General features: G+C 67.1%; 12 protein-coding genes and 1 pseudogene. 7 read left to right on the top strand and 6 right to left on the bottom strand.

Translation table 11 applies throughout. The features are described from left to right. The first annotated feature begins 85 nt into the window (after positions 1-85). From F0185_RS34705 to F0185_RS05460, 3 genes are read left to right on the top strand one after another with little or no spacing between them, the layout of a single operon-like run. Positions 86-703, top strand: coding sequence for a DUF4254 domain-containing protein (locus F0185_RS34705; RefSeq protein ID WP_167222342.1), 618 nt, complete (start codon positions 86-88; stop codon positions 701-703). After that, the gene (locus F0185_RS34700) at positions 700-1,506 is read left to right on the top strand and encodes a glycosyltransferase family 2 protein (protein WP_167222340.1); all 807 of its coding nucleotides are present in this window, start codon (positions 700-702) and stop codon (positions 1,504-1,506) included. Before F0185_RS34705 ends, F0185_RS34700 begins: the two co-directional genes overlap by 4 nt. Next, positions 1,503-2,621: a glycosyltransferase family 9 protein gene (locus F0185_RS05460; protein ID WP_167222338.1), complete on the top strand. Its 1,119-nt coding sequence runs from the start codon at positions 1,503-1,505 to the stop codon at positions 2,619-2,621. The genes F0185_RS34700 and F0185_RS05460 overlap by 4 nt, the downstream gene beginning before the upstream one ends. Positions 2,622-2,741: 120 nt before the next feature. On the opposite strand, the gene F0185_RS05455 is transcribed toward F0185_RS05460, so the two are convergent. Continuing rightward, the gene (locus F0185_RS05455) at positions 2,742-3,743 is read right to left on the bottom strand and encodes a glycosyltransferase family 9 protein (protein ID WP_167222336.1); all 1,002 of its coding nucleotides are present in this window, start codon (positions 3,741-3,743) and stop codon (positions 2,742-2,744) included. Positions 3,744-3,956: 213 nt separating this feature from the next. Between F0185_RS05455 and nudC the strand changes: the two genes are divergently transcribed. Together nudC and F0185_RS34695 are read left to right on the top strand one after the other, a co-directional pair. Continuing rightward, positions 3,957-4,769 carry an NAD(+) diphosphatase gene (nudC, locus tag F0185_RS05450; RefSeq protein WP_167222334.1) on the top strand — a complete coding sequence of 271 codons (813 nt, stop codon included), beginning with the start codon at positions 3,957-3,959 and terminating at the stop codon, positions 4,767-4,769. Between the two features lie 410 nt (positions 4,770-5,179). Continuing rightward, a complete protein-coding gene (locus tag F0185_RS34695) occupies positions 5,180-5,383 on the top strand; it encodes a hypothetical protein (protein WP_229476762.1) in 204 nt (67 codons plus the stop codon). 30 nt (positions 5,384-5,413) lie between these two features. On the opposite strand, the gene F0185_RS05440 is transcribed toward F0185_RS34695, so the two are convergent. Further along, complete coding sequence (locus tag F0185_RS05440; RefSeq protein ID WP_167222332.1) at positions 5,414-6,232, bottom strand: hypothetical protein; 819 nt, start codon at positions 6,230-6,232, stop codon at positions 5,414-5,416. Between the two features lie 114 nt (positions 6,233-6,346). Continuing rightward, entirely contained in the window at positions 6,347-8,227 is a 1,881-nt protein-coding gene (locus F0185_RS05435; protein ID WP_167222330.1) for an AsmA family protein, read from the bottom strand. 110 nt (positions 8,228-8,337) lie between these two features. On the opposite strand from F0185_RS05435, the gene F0185_RS05430 reads away from it, so the two are divergent. Both F0185_RS05430 and F0185_RS05425 read left to right on the top strand, forming a co-directional pair. Continuing rightward, positions 8,338-9,732 (top strand): thioredoxin family protein, encoded by a 1,395-nt coding sequence (locus F0185_RS05430; RefSeq protein WP_167222328.1) that lies wholly within the window; start codon positions 8,338-8,340, stop codon positions 9,730-9,732. 55 nt (positions 9,733-9,787) lie between these two features. Continuing rightward, positions 9,788-10,063: pseudogene (locus F0185_RS05425) on the top strand (transposase); the annotation flags it as partial. Positions 10,064-10,107: 44 nt separating this feature from the next. Here the strand turns inward: F0185_RS05425 and F0185_RS05420 are convergent. From F0185_RS05420 to F0185_RS05410, 3 genes are all read right to left on the bottom strand, one after another. Beyond that, a complete protein-coding gene (locus tag F0185_RS05420; protein WP_167222326.1) occupies positions 10,108-10,554 on the bottom strand; it encodes a hypothetical protein in 447 nt (148 codons plus the stop codon). Positions 10,555-10,591: 37 nt separating this feature from the next. Further along, a complete protein-coding gene (locus F0185_RS05415) occupies positions 10,592-11,296 on the bottom strand; it encodes a hypothetical protein (protein WP_167222324.1) in 705 nt (234 codons plus the stop codon). Between the two features lie 113 nt (positions 11,297-11,409). Next, positions 11,410-12,714 carry a cation:proton antiporter gene (locus tag F0185_RS05410; protein ID WP_167222322.1) on the bottom strand — a complete coding sequence of 435 codons (1,305 nt, stop codon included), beginning with the start codon at positions 12,712-12,714 and terminating at the stop codon, positions 11,410-11,412. Positions 12,715-12,884: the final 170 nt, after the last annotated feature.

The raw sequence follows: 12,884 nt of genomic DNA, 5'->3' as shown, positions 1-12,884 counted from the left end.
GCGCGCGGAACTTCGCGCACGCCGCACCACTCCAAGCTGTACACGGTTGCGCTGGCATCCGGGTGTTTTCCCCAAGGAGAGTGCGATGCTCGAGCATGTCGACGCCGTATCGTTGGTGCAGTGGCACGACGCCAGGCTGGCCGACGCCCGCTTGCCGGTGCCGGCGAACACGCGCTTGTGGCGCTGGATCGAGTCCAATCACCGTCACAACCGCCTGCTGTGGGATGAAGAAGACCGCGCCCGCCGCACCGATGCCGGCAGCGCCGCCATTGCCGCCAGCAAGCGCCTGATCGACCAGCACAACCAGTTGCGCAACGATGCGGTCGAATTCATCGACGAAGCCTTGCTGGCGCAGCTGGGCGGCATCACGCTTCACGCCGGCGCGCGCCTGAGCAGCGAGACGGCGGGCGCCATGATCGACCGGCTGTCCATCCTCGCGCTCAAAATTTTTCATATGCACGCGCAGACGCGGCGCAGCGAAGCGGGCGCGGAGCATGTGGCCGCCTGCACGGCCAAGTTGCAGCGCCTGGTGGCGCAGCGGCACGACCTGGCTTGCTGCCTTGATCGCCTGCTGGCCGAAGCCGCCGGCGGACTTGCTTACTTCAAGGTCTACCGCCAGTTCAAGATGTACAACGATCCCGCGCTCAATCCCTGGCTGTACGGTGCGGCGCCCGCGCGGCAGGGCAGCGGGGCGGCGCCATGAGCGACGACGCCATCGACGTGCTGGTACCGACCTGCAATCGCGCGGCGGCGCTGGCGGTGACGCTGACGGCGCTGGCGGCGCAAACGCAGCGCCACTTGCGCATCGTCGTCTCCGACCAGTCCGATGGCGAGGGCGCCGCCGCCAGCGGCGAAGTGCGCGCCGTGCTGCGCTACATGGCGGCGCAAGAGTTGCGCGTCGACCTGCTGCGCCACCTGCCACGGCGCGGCATGGCCGAGCAGCGCGCTTTTTTGCTGGCGCAAGTAACGGCGCCTTACTGCCTGTTTCTCGACGACGACGTCATCATCGAAAGCGACCTGGTCGAACGCATGGCGCGCACCATGCGGCAACAGCGTTGCGGCTTCGTCGGCAGCGCCTTGCACGGGCTCAGCCACGCGCACGACTTCCGGCCGCATCAGCAAGCCATCGACTTCTGGGACGGGCAGGTGGAGCCGGAAACAATTGCGCCGGGCGGCGGCGCGTGGGAGCGGCATCACCTGCACAGTGCGGCCAACCTGTTCCATGTGCAACGGCGGCTGGGCATCGGGCGCGACGCCACGCGCGCGTACCGGGTCGCATGGATCGGCGGCTGCGTTTTGTTTGATACGGAAAAACTGCGCGCGGCCGGCGGCTTCGATTTTTGGAGCGTGCTGCCGCCGGACCACTGCGGCGAAGATGTGCTGGCACAACTGCGCGTGATGGCGCGCTCTGGCGGCTGCGGCATCATTCCATCGGGCGCCTATCATATGGAATTGCCGACCACGGTGGTGTCGCGCCGGGTCGATGCGCCCAGGGTGCTGCCATGAGCGGCGTGGAGCGCGCCCCGCTGGCCGACGTGCGCACCATTGCCGTGCTGCGTCCCAACGCGCTGGGCGATTTTGTGTTCTGCCTGCCGGCCTTGCATGCGCTCAGGCAGTGTTATCCGGCGGCGCACGTGGTGTACATCGGCCTTGCGTGGCATGCGGCATTCCTGCAAGGGCGGCCGGGCCCGGTCGATGCGGTGTCGGTCATGCCGCCGACCGCCGGCATGAGCATGCAGGGAGAAGCCGACCCGCGTGCCGCCGACGTTTTCGTGGAAACGCTGCGCGCCGCAAGAATCGATCTTGCCGTGCAGTTGTTCGGTGGCGGACGCCATGCCAATCCCTTCGTCCGTCGTCTTGGCGCGCGCCTCGCCGTGGGCATGTGCACGGCCGACGCCGAGCCGCTCGACCGCAACGTCCGCCACGAAGGATTGGTCAACCGGCGTTTGCAATTGCTGGAAGTGGCCGCCCTGGCCGGTGCGGCGGCGTGGCCGATGCGGCGCGAGTTGCACGTCACCGAAGACGACCTGGCGCAGGCGGCGCGCCTGCTGCCACGTGGGAGCGCGCGGCCGCTGGTCCTGCTGCAGCCGGGCGCGACCGACCCGCGCCGGCGCTGGCCGGTGCGGCGTTTCGCAGCGCTCGGCGACCTGCTGGCGCGGGAGGGCGCGCTGGTGGCGGTCAATGGCAACGCGCAGGAGGCGGCGCTGGCGCGCGAGCTCGTGGCGGCAATGCGTTATCCGCCGATCGATCTGAGTGGCAAGGCCTCGCTCGGTGCGCTGTGCGGGATACTGGCGCGCAGTGCGCTGGTGGTATCGAACGATACCGGCCCGCTGCACCTGGCGCTGGCGATCGGCACGCCCGCCGTCGGCATTTACTGGCTGACCAACCTGATCGAATCCGGGCCGCTCAGGCAGGAAGGCCATCGCGCGGCGGTGTCGCTGCGGGTGCATTGTGCGGTCTGCGGCGAAGAGAACATTCAGCGGCGCTGTGCGCACGACGCCAGCTTTGTCGACGACGTGACGCAGGAGGAGGTCAATGCGCTGGCGCTTGAGTTGCTGCGTGAAGGAGGTAGCGTGGATTGGCGCGCGAACGACGGGGCGGCGCGAACCGCCAGGGGGTGACAGGCAACCATGAACCTTTGGCGCCAATAGGCGAAGCTGACGTGTACATGACGTGTACATGACGTGTACACCAACGCACACCATTGCGCTGCATGCAGATGCAAGCCCGTCTGCCTGCGCTTACCGCAGCATCAGCAAGGCCCTTGCCTGATCGATCACGGTCTGGGCCTGCTCGCCGAACGGGTCCCACAGGCAACGGTGCAATTGCTGGTCGAGCGGCGCCCAGCGGCGGATATCGGCCTTGCTGAAGATAACCACGCTGCGCAGCCCGAGTCCGGCCGCAATATGAGACACCCCCGTATCGTTACAAATCAGCAGGCGCGCGTGGCTCATCAAGGCCGCCATGGCGCCGATCGACAGCGGCCCGGCCGCATCGACCGGTGCGCGCCGCATCAGGCGCCCCACGGCAGCCGTCAGCGGCGCCTCGGCGGGCGAGCCGGTCAGCACCGTGGTGAGCCCCGGCCCGATCGCAAGCTGGTCCGCCACTGCCGCAAATCGTGCGGCCGGCCAGCACTTGTCGGCCGAGCGCGCGCCGGGATGAATGCACACGTAGCTGCCCGGCGCCAGGGCGCGCGTGACGCCGCTCGCTTCGAGCTCCCGCTCGTCCGCCTCGGTGATCGGAAATTCGAGCTGCGGACCGCAGGCCGGCGCACCGAGCCCGGTGGTCAGCTCCAGCAGCCGCAGCGGCTCCGCCCCGGTTTCCGGAAAACGAATCAGGCATTCATCCTCGCCGCCCGCAACCGCTCCGAAGCCCGCCATCGCGCGCGCGCCGAAGGCCCGCACCACGGCGTTGCTGTACTGGCCATTGCCGTGCATCTGCAGCGCCAGGTCGAAGCGGCGCGCACGCATGCCCGCGTAAAAGTCATGCAGCTGGTCGAGCCTGGCCGCTTGTTCGGGAAACGCTTCGTGACCGGGAAACGCGATGAACTCGTCGATATAGCGCCTGAAGCGGTTGGCGAACTGGTCCGCCCAGGGCAGGCCGACCAGGCTGATGCGCGCTCGTGGCATGGCCGCGCGCAAGGCGCGCAGGGCCGGCACCGCGCACAGCATATCGCCAAGCTGGAGCGCGCGGAAAATGACTACGCTGTTGCTGTCGTGCTGGTGTAACCAGGAAGATGTCATGGCCCGGCGTCATTCATGGGAGTGTCTGTGCCGCCGTCGCGCGGCGCCGTTCGTACCAGGGATAGGACACAGCGCGCGCGTTTGCGTTCAGCGCGGCGCGCAGCGGCTTGATGCAGATCGTATCCGGTGCGGGTGACATCACCATGGCCGCGCAATCTGTGCTTTGAAAATGCGGTATGCTGCCTGCAGTCCACAACATCCAAGGTTGGCCGCATGCTGCAAATGCCCTCGTCTTTTACGCCGCTGATTACGGCGCAATCCCATCCTGACCCGCTCACGTTTGTGTTCCACGGCAGCCGCCTGTTGCTGCGCGAGGCGGATCTGGCCATGCCTTGCGCAGACGAGCTGGTGCGGCTGAATCTGGCCGGCGCACCCCATCCGGTTGGCCTGTTGGGAGAGCGTTATTGCCAGACATTCTGGTGCGACAATGAGGAGCTGGCCTTGCCGGGTTACGCCTGGCGCAGCATGCGCTCGCTGTTCGGCGCGCTCGATGAAGACTTGCTCAGTGTGGCGGGTCGCGCCAGCCAGATTGCCGAATGGGCGCGCACGCACCGGTTCTGCGGCGCCTGCGCCCAGCCGATGCAGCTCAAGGCGGGCGAGCGCTGCTATGTGTGCGGCGCCTGCGGGATGATGGCGTATCCGCGCATTTCGCCGGCGATGATGGTGCTGATCCGCAAGGGCGACCATGTCTTGCTGGCATTGCACACCGCATCGTCTGCCAAGCGCTTCACGCCGCTGGCCGGTTTCCTTGAAGCGGGAGAATCGGTGGAAGAAGCGGTGCACCGCGAGGTGTTCGAAGAAGTCGGCTTGCGGGTCCACAACCTGCAGTATTTTTCCAGCCAGTCGTGGCCGTTTCCGCATTCCCTGATGATTGCCTTCACCGCCGATTATCTCGACGGCGAGATCCGGGTCGACCCGAGCGAAATCATCGAAGCGCGCTGGTTCGGGCCGCATGACGAATGGCCCGAACGCGTGCCGCATTTTTCCGTCTCCACCATCCTGGTCGACGCCCACCGTCCGGCCTGACAAGTCCAGGCAGCGGGGCTGGCGCCGGCCCTATGGCTTCGGCCCGGTGCCGCGTATCTACCGTGGGTGTCAGTACCGTGGGTGTCAGGTCTGACATTCGGACACGACCCCATCTGACCCGTGGGTGTCAGGTCTGACATTCGGACACGACCCCATCTGTAAAAACAGGAACCGCTTGACCCGTGGGTGTCAGGTCTGACATTCGGACACGACCCCATCTGTAAAAACAGGAACCGCTGGTTTGCAATGTTCAGCTGGTGTCTGAATGTCAGCGCAGTAATCGGCGGGGTGCGCCGAAAATCGCGCCGAAGCAAGCACCTTATATAACTGGCAGATATGAAAACCGCTGTCCTTATGGTGTTTGCTTAAGAGACCTGACACCGGGGCTGCACCGATGAGACCGTGTCGGAATGTCAGACCTGACACCGGGGCGAGTCAGACCTGACACCGGGGCGACGACACCGGGGCGACACCGGGGCCGCGACGGCGAGATCCAGGTCGACCCGAGCGAAATCATCGAAGCGCGCTGGTTCGGGCCGCATGACGAATGGCCCGAACGCGTACCGCATTTTTCCGTCTCCACCATTCTGGTCGACGCCCACCGCCCGGCCTGACACGTCCAGGCAGCGGGGCTGGCGCCGGCCCTATGGCTTCGGCCCGGTGCCGCGTATCTGGACCGTGCGCTTCATCAGGTCGAACCAGAACGGGGCGCCGAACAAGGCTGTCGAGGCGGTCAGCGCCCAGCCGGCGACACTGAGTGCGAACTGTCGGTTCAGGGCCGGTGGAAATTGTTCCCAGCCAATCGGCAAGGCCCACAGCATCTGCAGCGCCTGCGGGTTCAGCGTGGCCGGGGCCGCGCCAATCTGGGCCGCCAGCGAGGGGTGCGCCCACAGCGTGCGGAACAGGTGGATGCTGTCGATGTTGAACAGCGCCGCCAGCAGCAGCGACAGCAACACGCTGATCATCATCGAACGCCGCTTGTAGACGCCCGACACGCGTTCCATCGCGCTGTCGAACCAGCTTTCCACCGAGGCCTGGAAACGCGCCATGTCGCCCCCGGCGCGCTGGTAGATGCTCTGCAGCGCACGCTTGATTTGCGGGTCCGGGAGGGCGTCGATGTCGCGCCCGAGCTGGTCGTAGTCGCCCGGAATCGACTGCACCGCGTCGATCAGGGCGATCGCGAAATGCTCGGGCTTGATGTAGGACGGCTTGGCGCCGATGTGTTCCTGCCCCGGCTGGGCCGGGTTGCCGTGCGGATTGACCAGCGCGTGCGCGTACAGGGTGCGCGCCAGGGCGGTGAAATCCGGATCGTTGAGCATGCTCTTGATGCCTTCGAGCAGCCCGCGTGCGCGCAGTTTCAGCGCCGACGCCAGCGCTTCCTGCACCGTGCTGACAATTAATGCCACTGTCGCGTAGCAAAAGGTCAGGCCAACCGCCACTTCAAGGACTGTGCTGCCGAACATAGATCCTCCCGATGAGTTTGCAAGGGGTTTGCTATCTCCGACGCTAGCCCAAAGGCGACCTCGACGGCACAGGTTTGCTCAACAAAAGGGGGCGCTGTAGCGTGCCCGCCACGTTCAACGGGGAAACAGCCCGCCGAGCGCGTCCTTGACGCGGTCTTTCAGTTTTTCCTTGCCGCCAGTTGGGATGCTGGCGCCTGTCTTTTGCGCCGCTTCGTTGCCGAGCGCGGCCACATCGACCTGCCACGTCATCTGCGCCAGCGGGCCGCTGAGCGCGACCGGTACCGTCAGCCCGCCCAAGGCGCCGATGGCGGGACCCTCCTGGCCGGCCAGGCCTGGTATCACCGTGCAACGCAAGCGGGCATCGATGGTGGCGTGCGCGAGGTCGAGCTGGCCTTCGCCGCCAATGCGCAGCAGCGCCGTGCTCGCAGTCAAATCGGTATTCTGGGCAACGCCGCGCTCGATGCGGAAACTCGCGCTCAGTTCGCCAAAGCCGGTCGACTCCGCCTCGCTGCCCACGCCGGCGGCCGCCTTGGCCTCGCGCACCAGCCGGCCCAGGTCGATGCCGGCGATGACGCCGTCGCGCAGGCGCAGCGCCGCCGTGCCTGCGAGCGCTTCGCGCAGGGCCGTGGTGCTGGCGCCGCGCGTGTCCAGGTCGAGCTGGACGTCGCCACGGCCGCTCAGTGGCGTCTTGCCGGTGGCGTCTAGCAACAGGGGGCCGAGCGAGATGCCGCGCAAGTCTTGCACCAGCGTCATGCGCGGGGTGTCGGCGTCGTCCGTGAAATCGATGCTCAGCGCGCCGGTGCCGTTGCCGCCGTACAGCGTGGCCGAGAGCGGCTTGATGGTGGTCTTGCCTGCGTCGGCCAGCAACACCGCATGCACGTTCGCGGCGCGCAGGCCGCCCACGGTCAGCTCGCCCACTTGCAAGGTGCCGCTGGCGCGCAGGCGGGCCAGCGCCGACAGGTCGATGGGCTGGTCCGGCGCGCTGGCGCCTGCCGTATCGACAGCCGACGCGCTAGCCGCCGCGGTCGCCGATGCGCTAGCCGGCGCCACCTCCACCGTCCCCGTGCGGGCGCGGTAGCGCGCCAGGTCGACCCGGTCGATATCGATGTCGAGCTGCAGCAGGCCGCCGCGCAGCGCGCCTTTGCCGCTCACGGTGCTGTCGTCGATCTTGCCTTTGAGCGCGGCGGCGATCGCTTCCTTGCCGAAGTCGATCTCGATGCTGCCTTTCAATTTGGCGCGCGACTCGATACCGGCCCGGCTCGACAGGTCGAGATTGGCGTCGAGCTCGGTCATCGCCACCCGGCGCGTGTCGCGGTCGAGCGAAAAGCCGCTTTCGAAAATGAGCACGGTGTTGAGCGCCGGCTTGTCGACGCCGATATTGGCCGATAGCGCAACCCGGCTCGGCACCCCGTGCGCGATCGGCCCGGAATCGATGTTCAGGCGGGCGATGTCGAACACGCGCCCAGCCTTGCGGTCGTCGAAGCGCAGGTGGGCGTTGTCGACCCGGATGCTGTCGACCGCGAAGCGGACCTTGGCCGGGCCGGCGCCGGCATTGCCGGCCGCGCCCGCCTGCTGGCCGGGATGTTTGACGCGCGCGGCGGTCAGGTCGTCGATATTCATGCTGCCATCGATCTGGCGCACCAGGGTGGCGCGCATGCCGCGCAGTTCGATGCGGTCGACCACGACTTCCTGGCGCAGCAGCAGCGGCATCAGCGCGAACGACAGGCGCACGCTGTCGAGTGCGGCGAATTCGCCCTTGCCCCCCAGTTCCGACAGGCTCGCCTTGCCCAGGTTCACGCCCAGGCGCGGATACAGCGCCAGCCGGATATCGCCGCCGATGGTCAGCGTGCGCCGGGTCTTTTCGTGTACCCGCTCGACGATGGCGCTCTTGTAGGCGTTCGGGTCGAAGCGCGCCGCCACGATGCCCACGGCGCTGCCCAGCACCAGCACGGTGGCGCCCAGCGCGATGACGGCGATCCTGATGCGTGCTTGCATGGCGAAACTCGGAGGCTGGAAAGGCGTCGAGTGTAGCACCGGGCAAGCCCGATGGCATGCCCCTGTTTTCGATATACTTTCGCCATTTTCAACACTCCCGGAACCGGAATATGGCGAACGACGCTAACACGCAGACAACCACCGTCATCGGCTGGCATCACGATGCCGACGCCGCTTTTGCCGACGCGCGCGCCACGGCCAGGCCGGTGTTCCTGTATTGGGGAGCCATGTGGTGTCCGCCCTGCAACCGGCTCAAGGCGTCGGTGTTGTCGCAGCCCGGCTTTGCCTCGCTGGGGACTGCGTTCGTCCCACTGCATATTGATGGCGATGCTGCCGGCGCGCAGCGCGCCGCCGATCGTCTGCAACTGCGTAGCTATCCGACCCTGGTGCTGTACCGCCCCGACGGCGCTGAAATCACGCGCCTGCCATGCGAACTGACAGGGCCGCGCTTCCTTCACCTGCTGCAACTGGCGCTGGCGGCGCCGTTGACCGCGTCGGAATCGCTGCAGGCCGCCCTGTCGGGCCAGCGCGCGCTGTCGGCCGACGAATGGCGCCTGCTGGCGTGGTATTCCTGGGATACCGACGAAGACCAGTTGCTGGCCGGCCGCGACCTGGCCGCCACCTTGGCCATCTTGCGCGCGGCTTGCGACGAGCCCGCATCGGCACTGCGCCTGGCATGGCACGCGCTGCACGCGGCGGTCTCGGCCAAGGCCGCGCCGGACCAGCACCAGGCCAGCGCCATGCTGCTGGGCACGCTGGCCGACCCGCAAGCGGTGCTGGCGCAGGTCGACCTGGTGACCGGCTACGCGGTCGACCTGGTGCGCGGCTTGACCGCGCCGCAGTCGGCGCCGCGCCTGGCATTGACGGCGGCATGGTCGGACGCGCTAGAGCAGCTGGAATCATCCGACGCCCTGAGCCCGGACGATCAACTGTCCGCCTTGCGCGTACGGGTGCGCATGGCGCGCCTCGGCAGCCCTGTTGCCGGGCTGGACGCGGCATCGCTCAACGTGCGTATCGGCATGGCCCTGGCCAGCGCCAATGACCACGTGCGGCGCCATCAGATCCTCAACACCGCAGCCGGCCTGCTGGTCGATGCCGGCCTGCCGGACGAGGCCGAGGGCCTGCTGCTGGCGGCCGTGGCCTGCTCGCTGGCGCCGTTCTACTTCATGCACAACCTGGCGAGTGTCGCCAAAAAACGCGGCGACACTGTCGCCATGCTCGACTGGTACCAGCGCGCCTGGGAACAGTCCGGCGGCCCGGCCACGCGCCTGCAATGGGGCGCCACCTTCCTGCTGGCGCTGCTCGAGGCCACACCGGCCGACGCCGGCCGCATCGGCGCCGTCGCCGCCGCGCTGCTGCCCGAGCTGGAAGGCATGCTCGACGCCAACTGTGGCCGCAACGGCGCCCAGCGCAAACGCATGTTGAGCAAGCTGATCGGCTGGAATGGTGCCAGCGAGCAAGTCGAAATAGTAAGAAAGTCCTTGTCGGCGCACGTCAAGGAATAAATTTAGGGAACCTGTTCCAGATCAGACCCTCAAATGATATTTGAGGTTAAAGACGATGGCACGACCCGAGTTCGCGAGCGACGTTTCGCGCGAAGAGTTTGAAGCGGTACGCGGCATGCTGGAAGCGGCGCGCCGCAAGACGCGTCCGCGCAAGCACGACTTGTACGATGTGTTTTGCGCAGTGTTGTACTTGCTGGAAACTGGCAGCGCCTGGCGCGGCGTGCCGGAGGGCTTCCCGCCCTGGCGCACGGTGCATGAATATTTTACCCAGTGGACGGCGCGCCGGCCCGGCGAACCGATGTTGCTGGAAGTCGCGCTGGAGCAGGCCGGCCGCCCGGCCACCGTCGCGGCCCTGCACAAGGTACTGGGACGCCGTTAGCCTGGCGCCGGTTCGGCAGCCCCAGGCGCCGCGGGCGCCGCTGCGGCTGCCTTTTCGAACGTCACTGTTTTTTCATCGATGAAAAAGGTGCCGACCGGCTGCCCCAGCGCAGTCGGCTTCGGCTCGGCCAGCTGGGTGCAGGTGAGCGTATCGATCTGGATCAACTCGCCGCTCGAGCGCACCGAATAGACGTCGTCGCCGTTCGCGAACAGTTCGACCGACACCTCGTCGAGCGCCACGCTTTCCATCGGAAACGCGCGTTGGCATTCCGGCATGTGCGAGGTCACCAGCGTGAGCGTCATCTGCTTCTTCCAGAAGTATTCCTGCTCGGCGCGCACGGTGATGACGTGCTCGTTGCTGCTCTCGGTAATGTAGTAGGTGGCCGAGCCCTTGATGCAGCCGGCCAGCAGCAAGGGCGTCAGTACAATCGAGAACCTGCGCATGATCGCTTTCCTGTGGAGTAATGCCAGCAAGTATAGATCAGAACTCGGTGCCCATGGTCAACGACAGGCCCGCGCGGCGCGGCCTCGGCAGCGTGCTTTTGAACTCCGACGAACGGCGCGACACGCGCAGTTGCAGGAACCAGGGGCCGTGCTGCCCGGTGCGCGTGTAAGGGAAATTGAAGCGCATGCCGGCGCTCAGGGCGCGTACAAAATTGCGCCGGCCCGCCATGGCGTCGTCGCCGGCATGGCGGCCGTTCAGGAAGGCATGTTGCTCGCGCATGCGCGCTTCCAGGCTGCCGAACGCGGCGCATTGCAGCCACGGCACCACGCAGGTCGGGGACGAGGACGAGGACCAGGAGCTGGTGGCGAACGGCGGCAAGGGCGTGTCCAGGGCGCTCCGTGCCAGCAGGCGCGCCATTTCCAGCGGCGCGGCGGAGGCCCCGTCGTGCCCCAGCATGATCGTCAGGCCGCCCACCGCGTAGTTGCTGTCGTTGCCGTTAGCCATGCCCCACCAGGCGCTGGAGGACAGGCGCAGCTCGCGTCCGAGTCCGACCGCGGCCGGCTTCGTGATGCGGGCGGCCGCGCCGGTGTAGTAGCGCGGCGGCTCGGTCAGCCAGGCGCTGTCGGCGATGCCGAAGCGGGCCAGGTCGTCCGGGAAGCGCGGCTGCGCCATCGCGGCGCCGCAGGAAAGGGTGAGCGTGGCCGCCAGCCACGCTAAAGATGCACTGGGTAAAGTAGCCATGACCGTCACCGCCTCGTTGAAAAATACTACGGAGGAGTTCGATTCTAGGCGCGTCGCGCCGGCCCGGTTTGGCCTGGCGCAGGTGCGCCGCGATGGCCGCGCCGGCGCCCGGTTTACTGCCGCTTGCGCTTCCAGAAGCGATCGAGCAGCGGCTTGACGCTGGTGCCGTGCACGACGATCGAGAGCATGATGACGACCACCGTAATCTGGATCAGCTCGCGCGTGAGCGAGGCCGGCAGGCCGTGGTTGAGGGCATACATCAGGTAATACAGCGAGCCGATGCCGCGCACGCCGAACCAGGCGGTAATGCCGCGGATGCGCATCGAGCTGTCCGAGCCGGCCAGGCCGATCATCACGCTCAGCGGCCTTGCCACGGCGAACAGGAACAGGGCCGTGCCGACGCTGCGCCAGTTCCAGTCGTGCATCGACACCATGCCGCCCAGCAGCAGCACCAGGGTCAGTTCCGACAGGCGTTCCAGATGCTCCTTGAACACCAGCGACTCGGCGCTGACGGTCAGCGGCACCCCGACCGGCGCTGCTTCGGCGCCCGGATCGTCCCTTGCCTTTTCGGGCACCAGCAAGCCCTGGCGGTCCTTGTGGGCGCCGGACAACACCAGTTCCGTCTGGCGCAAGGCCACGCCGGCGAAAAACACGGCCAGGAAACCCCAGGCCACGAACACCACGCTCAAGCCGTAGACGACGCCGATCAGGCCCAGGCCGACCAGGTCGTCGAGCACTTCGTGCTTGGGGTCTTTGCCGCGCAGCATCCATCCGATGCGGCCCAGCGCCGCCCCGCCCAGGGTGCCGATGGCGATCGCGGCCAGGGTGGCCCAGAGCACGTCGACCAGCACCCAGCGCCAGCCGAAGTCGCCCAGTTCATGCGCGCCGAGCAGACCCAGGCCCAGCATCACGAAGGGGAAGGCCGAGCCATCGTTCATGCCCGCTTCGCAGGTGAGGGTAAAGCGCAGCCGGTCGCGGTCGTCCGGATGGCGCACCTGGACGTCGGTCGCCAGCACCGGGTCGGTGGGCGCGAGGATGGCGCCGAGCAGCACGCCTGCGCCCAGCGGCAAGTCCAGCACGTAGTAGCAAAAGGCGGCGATCAGGCCCACGCTCAGGCTCATCGAGACCCAGGCCAGGCGGATTGCCGGCATCCAGCGCTGGCGCGAGATCGGCACCGGCATCTTGACCCCGGCCGAGAACAGCGAGACCAGTACGGCGATTTCGGTGAGGGTTTCGAGCAGGTGCGATTGCTCGACCGGGCTGAAGGAAAAAATGCCCAGCACCATCGGCCCAAGCCCGAGCCCCACGCCCAGATAGACGATGGCCGACGTGAACGGCAGGCGGGCAATGCTGGTGGCCATCAGGCCCCGCGCCAGCATCAGGCAGCCGATCAGGATGAACCAGTGGGTAGTCGTCATGAGAAGCGTCGGCGCGAAGATGAGAGTGGGCCGATTCTACAGAAGACAACTGTTTCCCTGCACGCTGTTGCCGTACGGATCGAAGCTCCCGCGGCGTGCGCCCGCCAACAAAAAAGCCGGGACAATTTCCCCGGCCGTTCCCCCCGCCGCGCAGGCTGCCAGCGCGTCGC

The organism is Massilia rubra (assembly GCF_011682065.1).
GTDB lineage: Bacteria > Pseudomonadota > Gammaproteobacteria > Burkholderiales > Burkholderiaceae_D > Telluria_A > Telluria_A rubra.
This window is presented reverse-complemented; position numbering and strand designations above follow the sequence as displayed.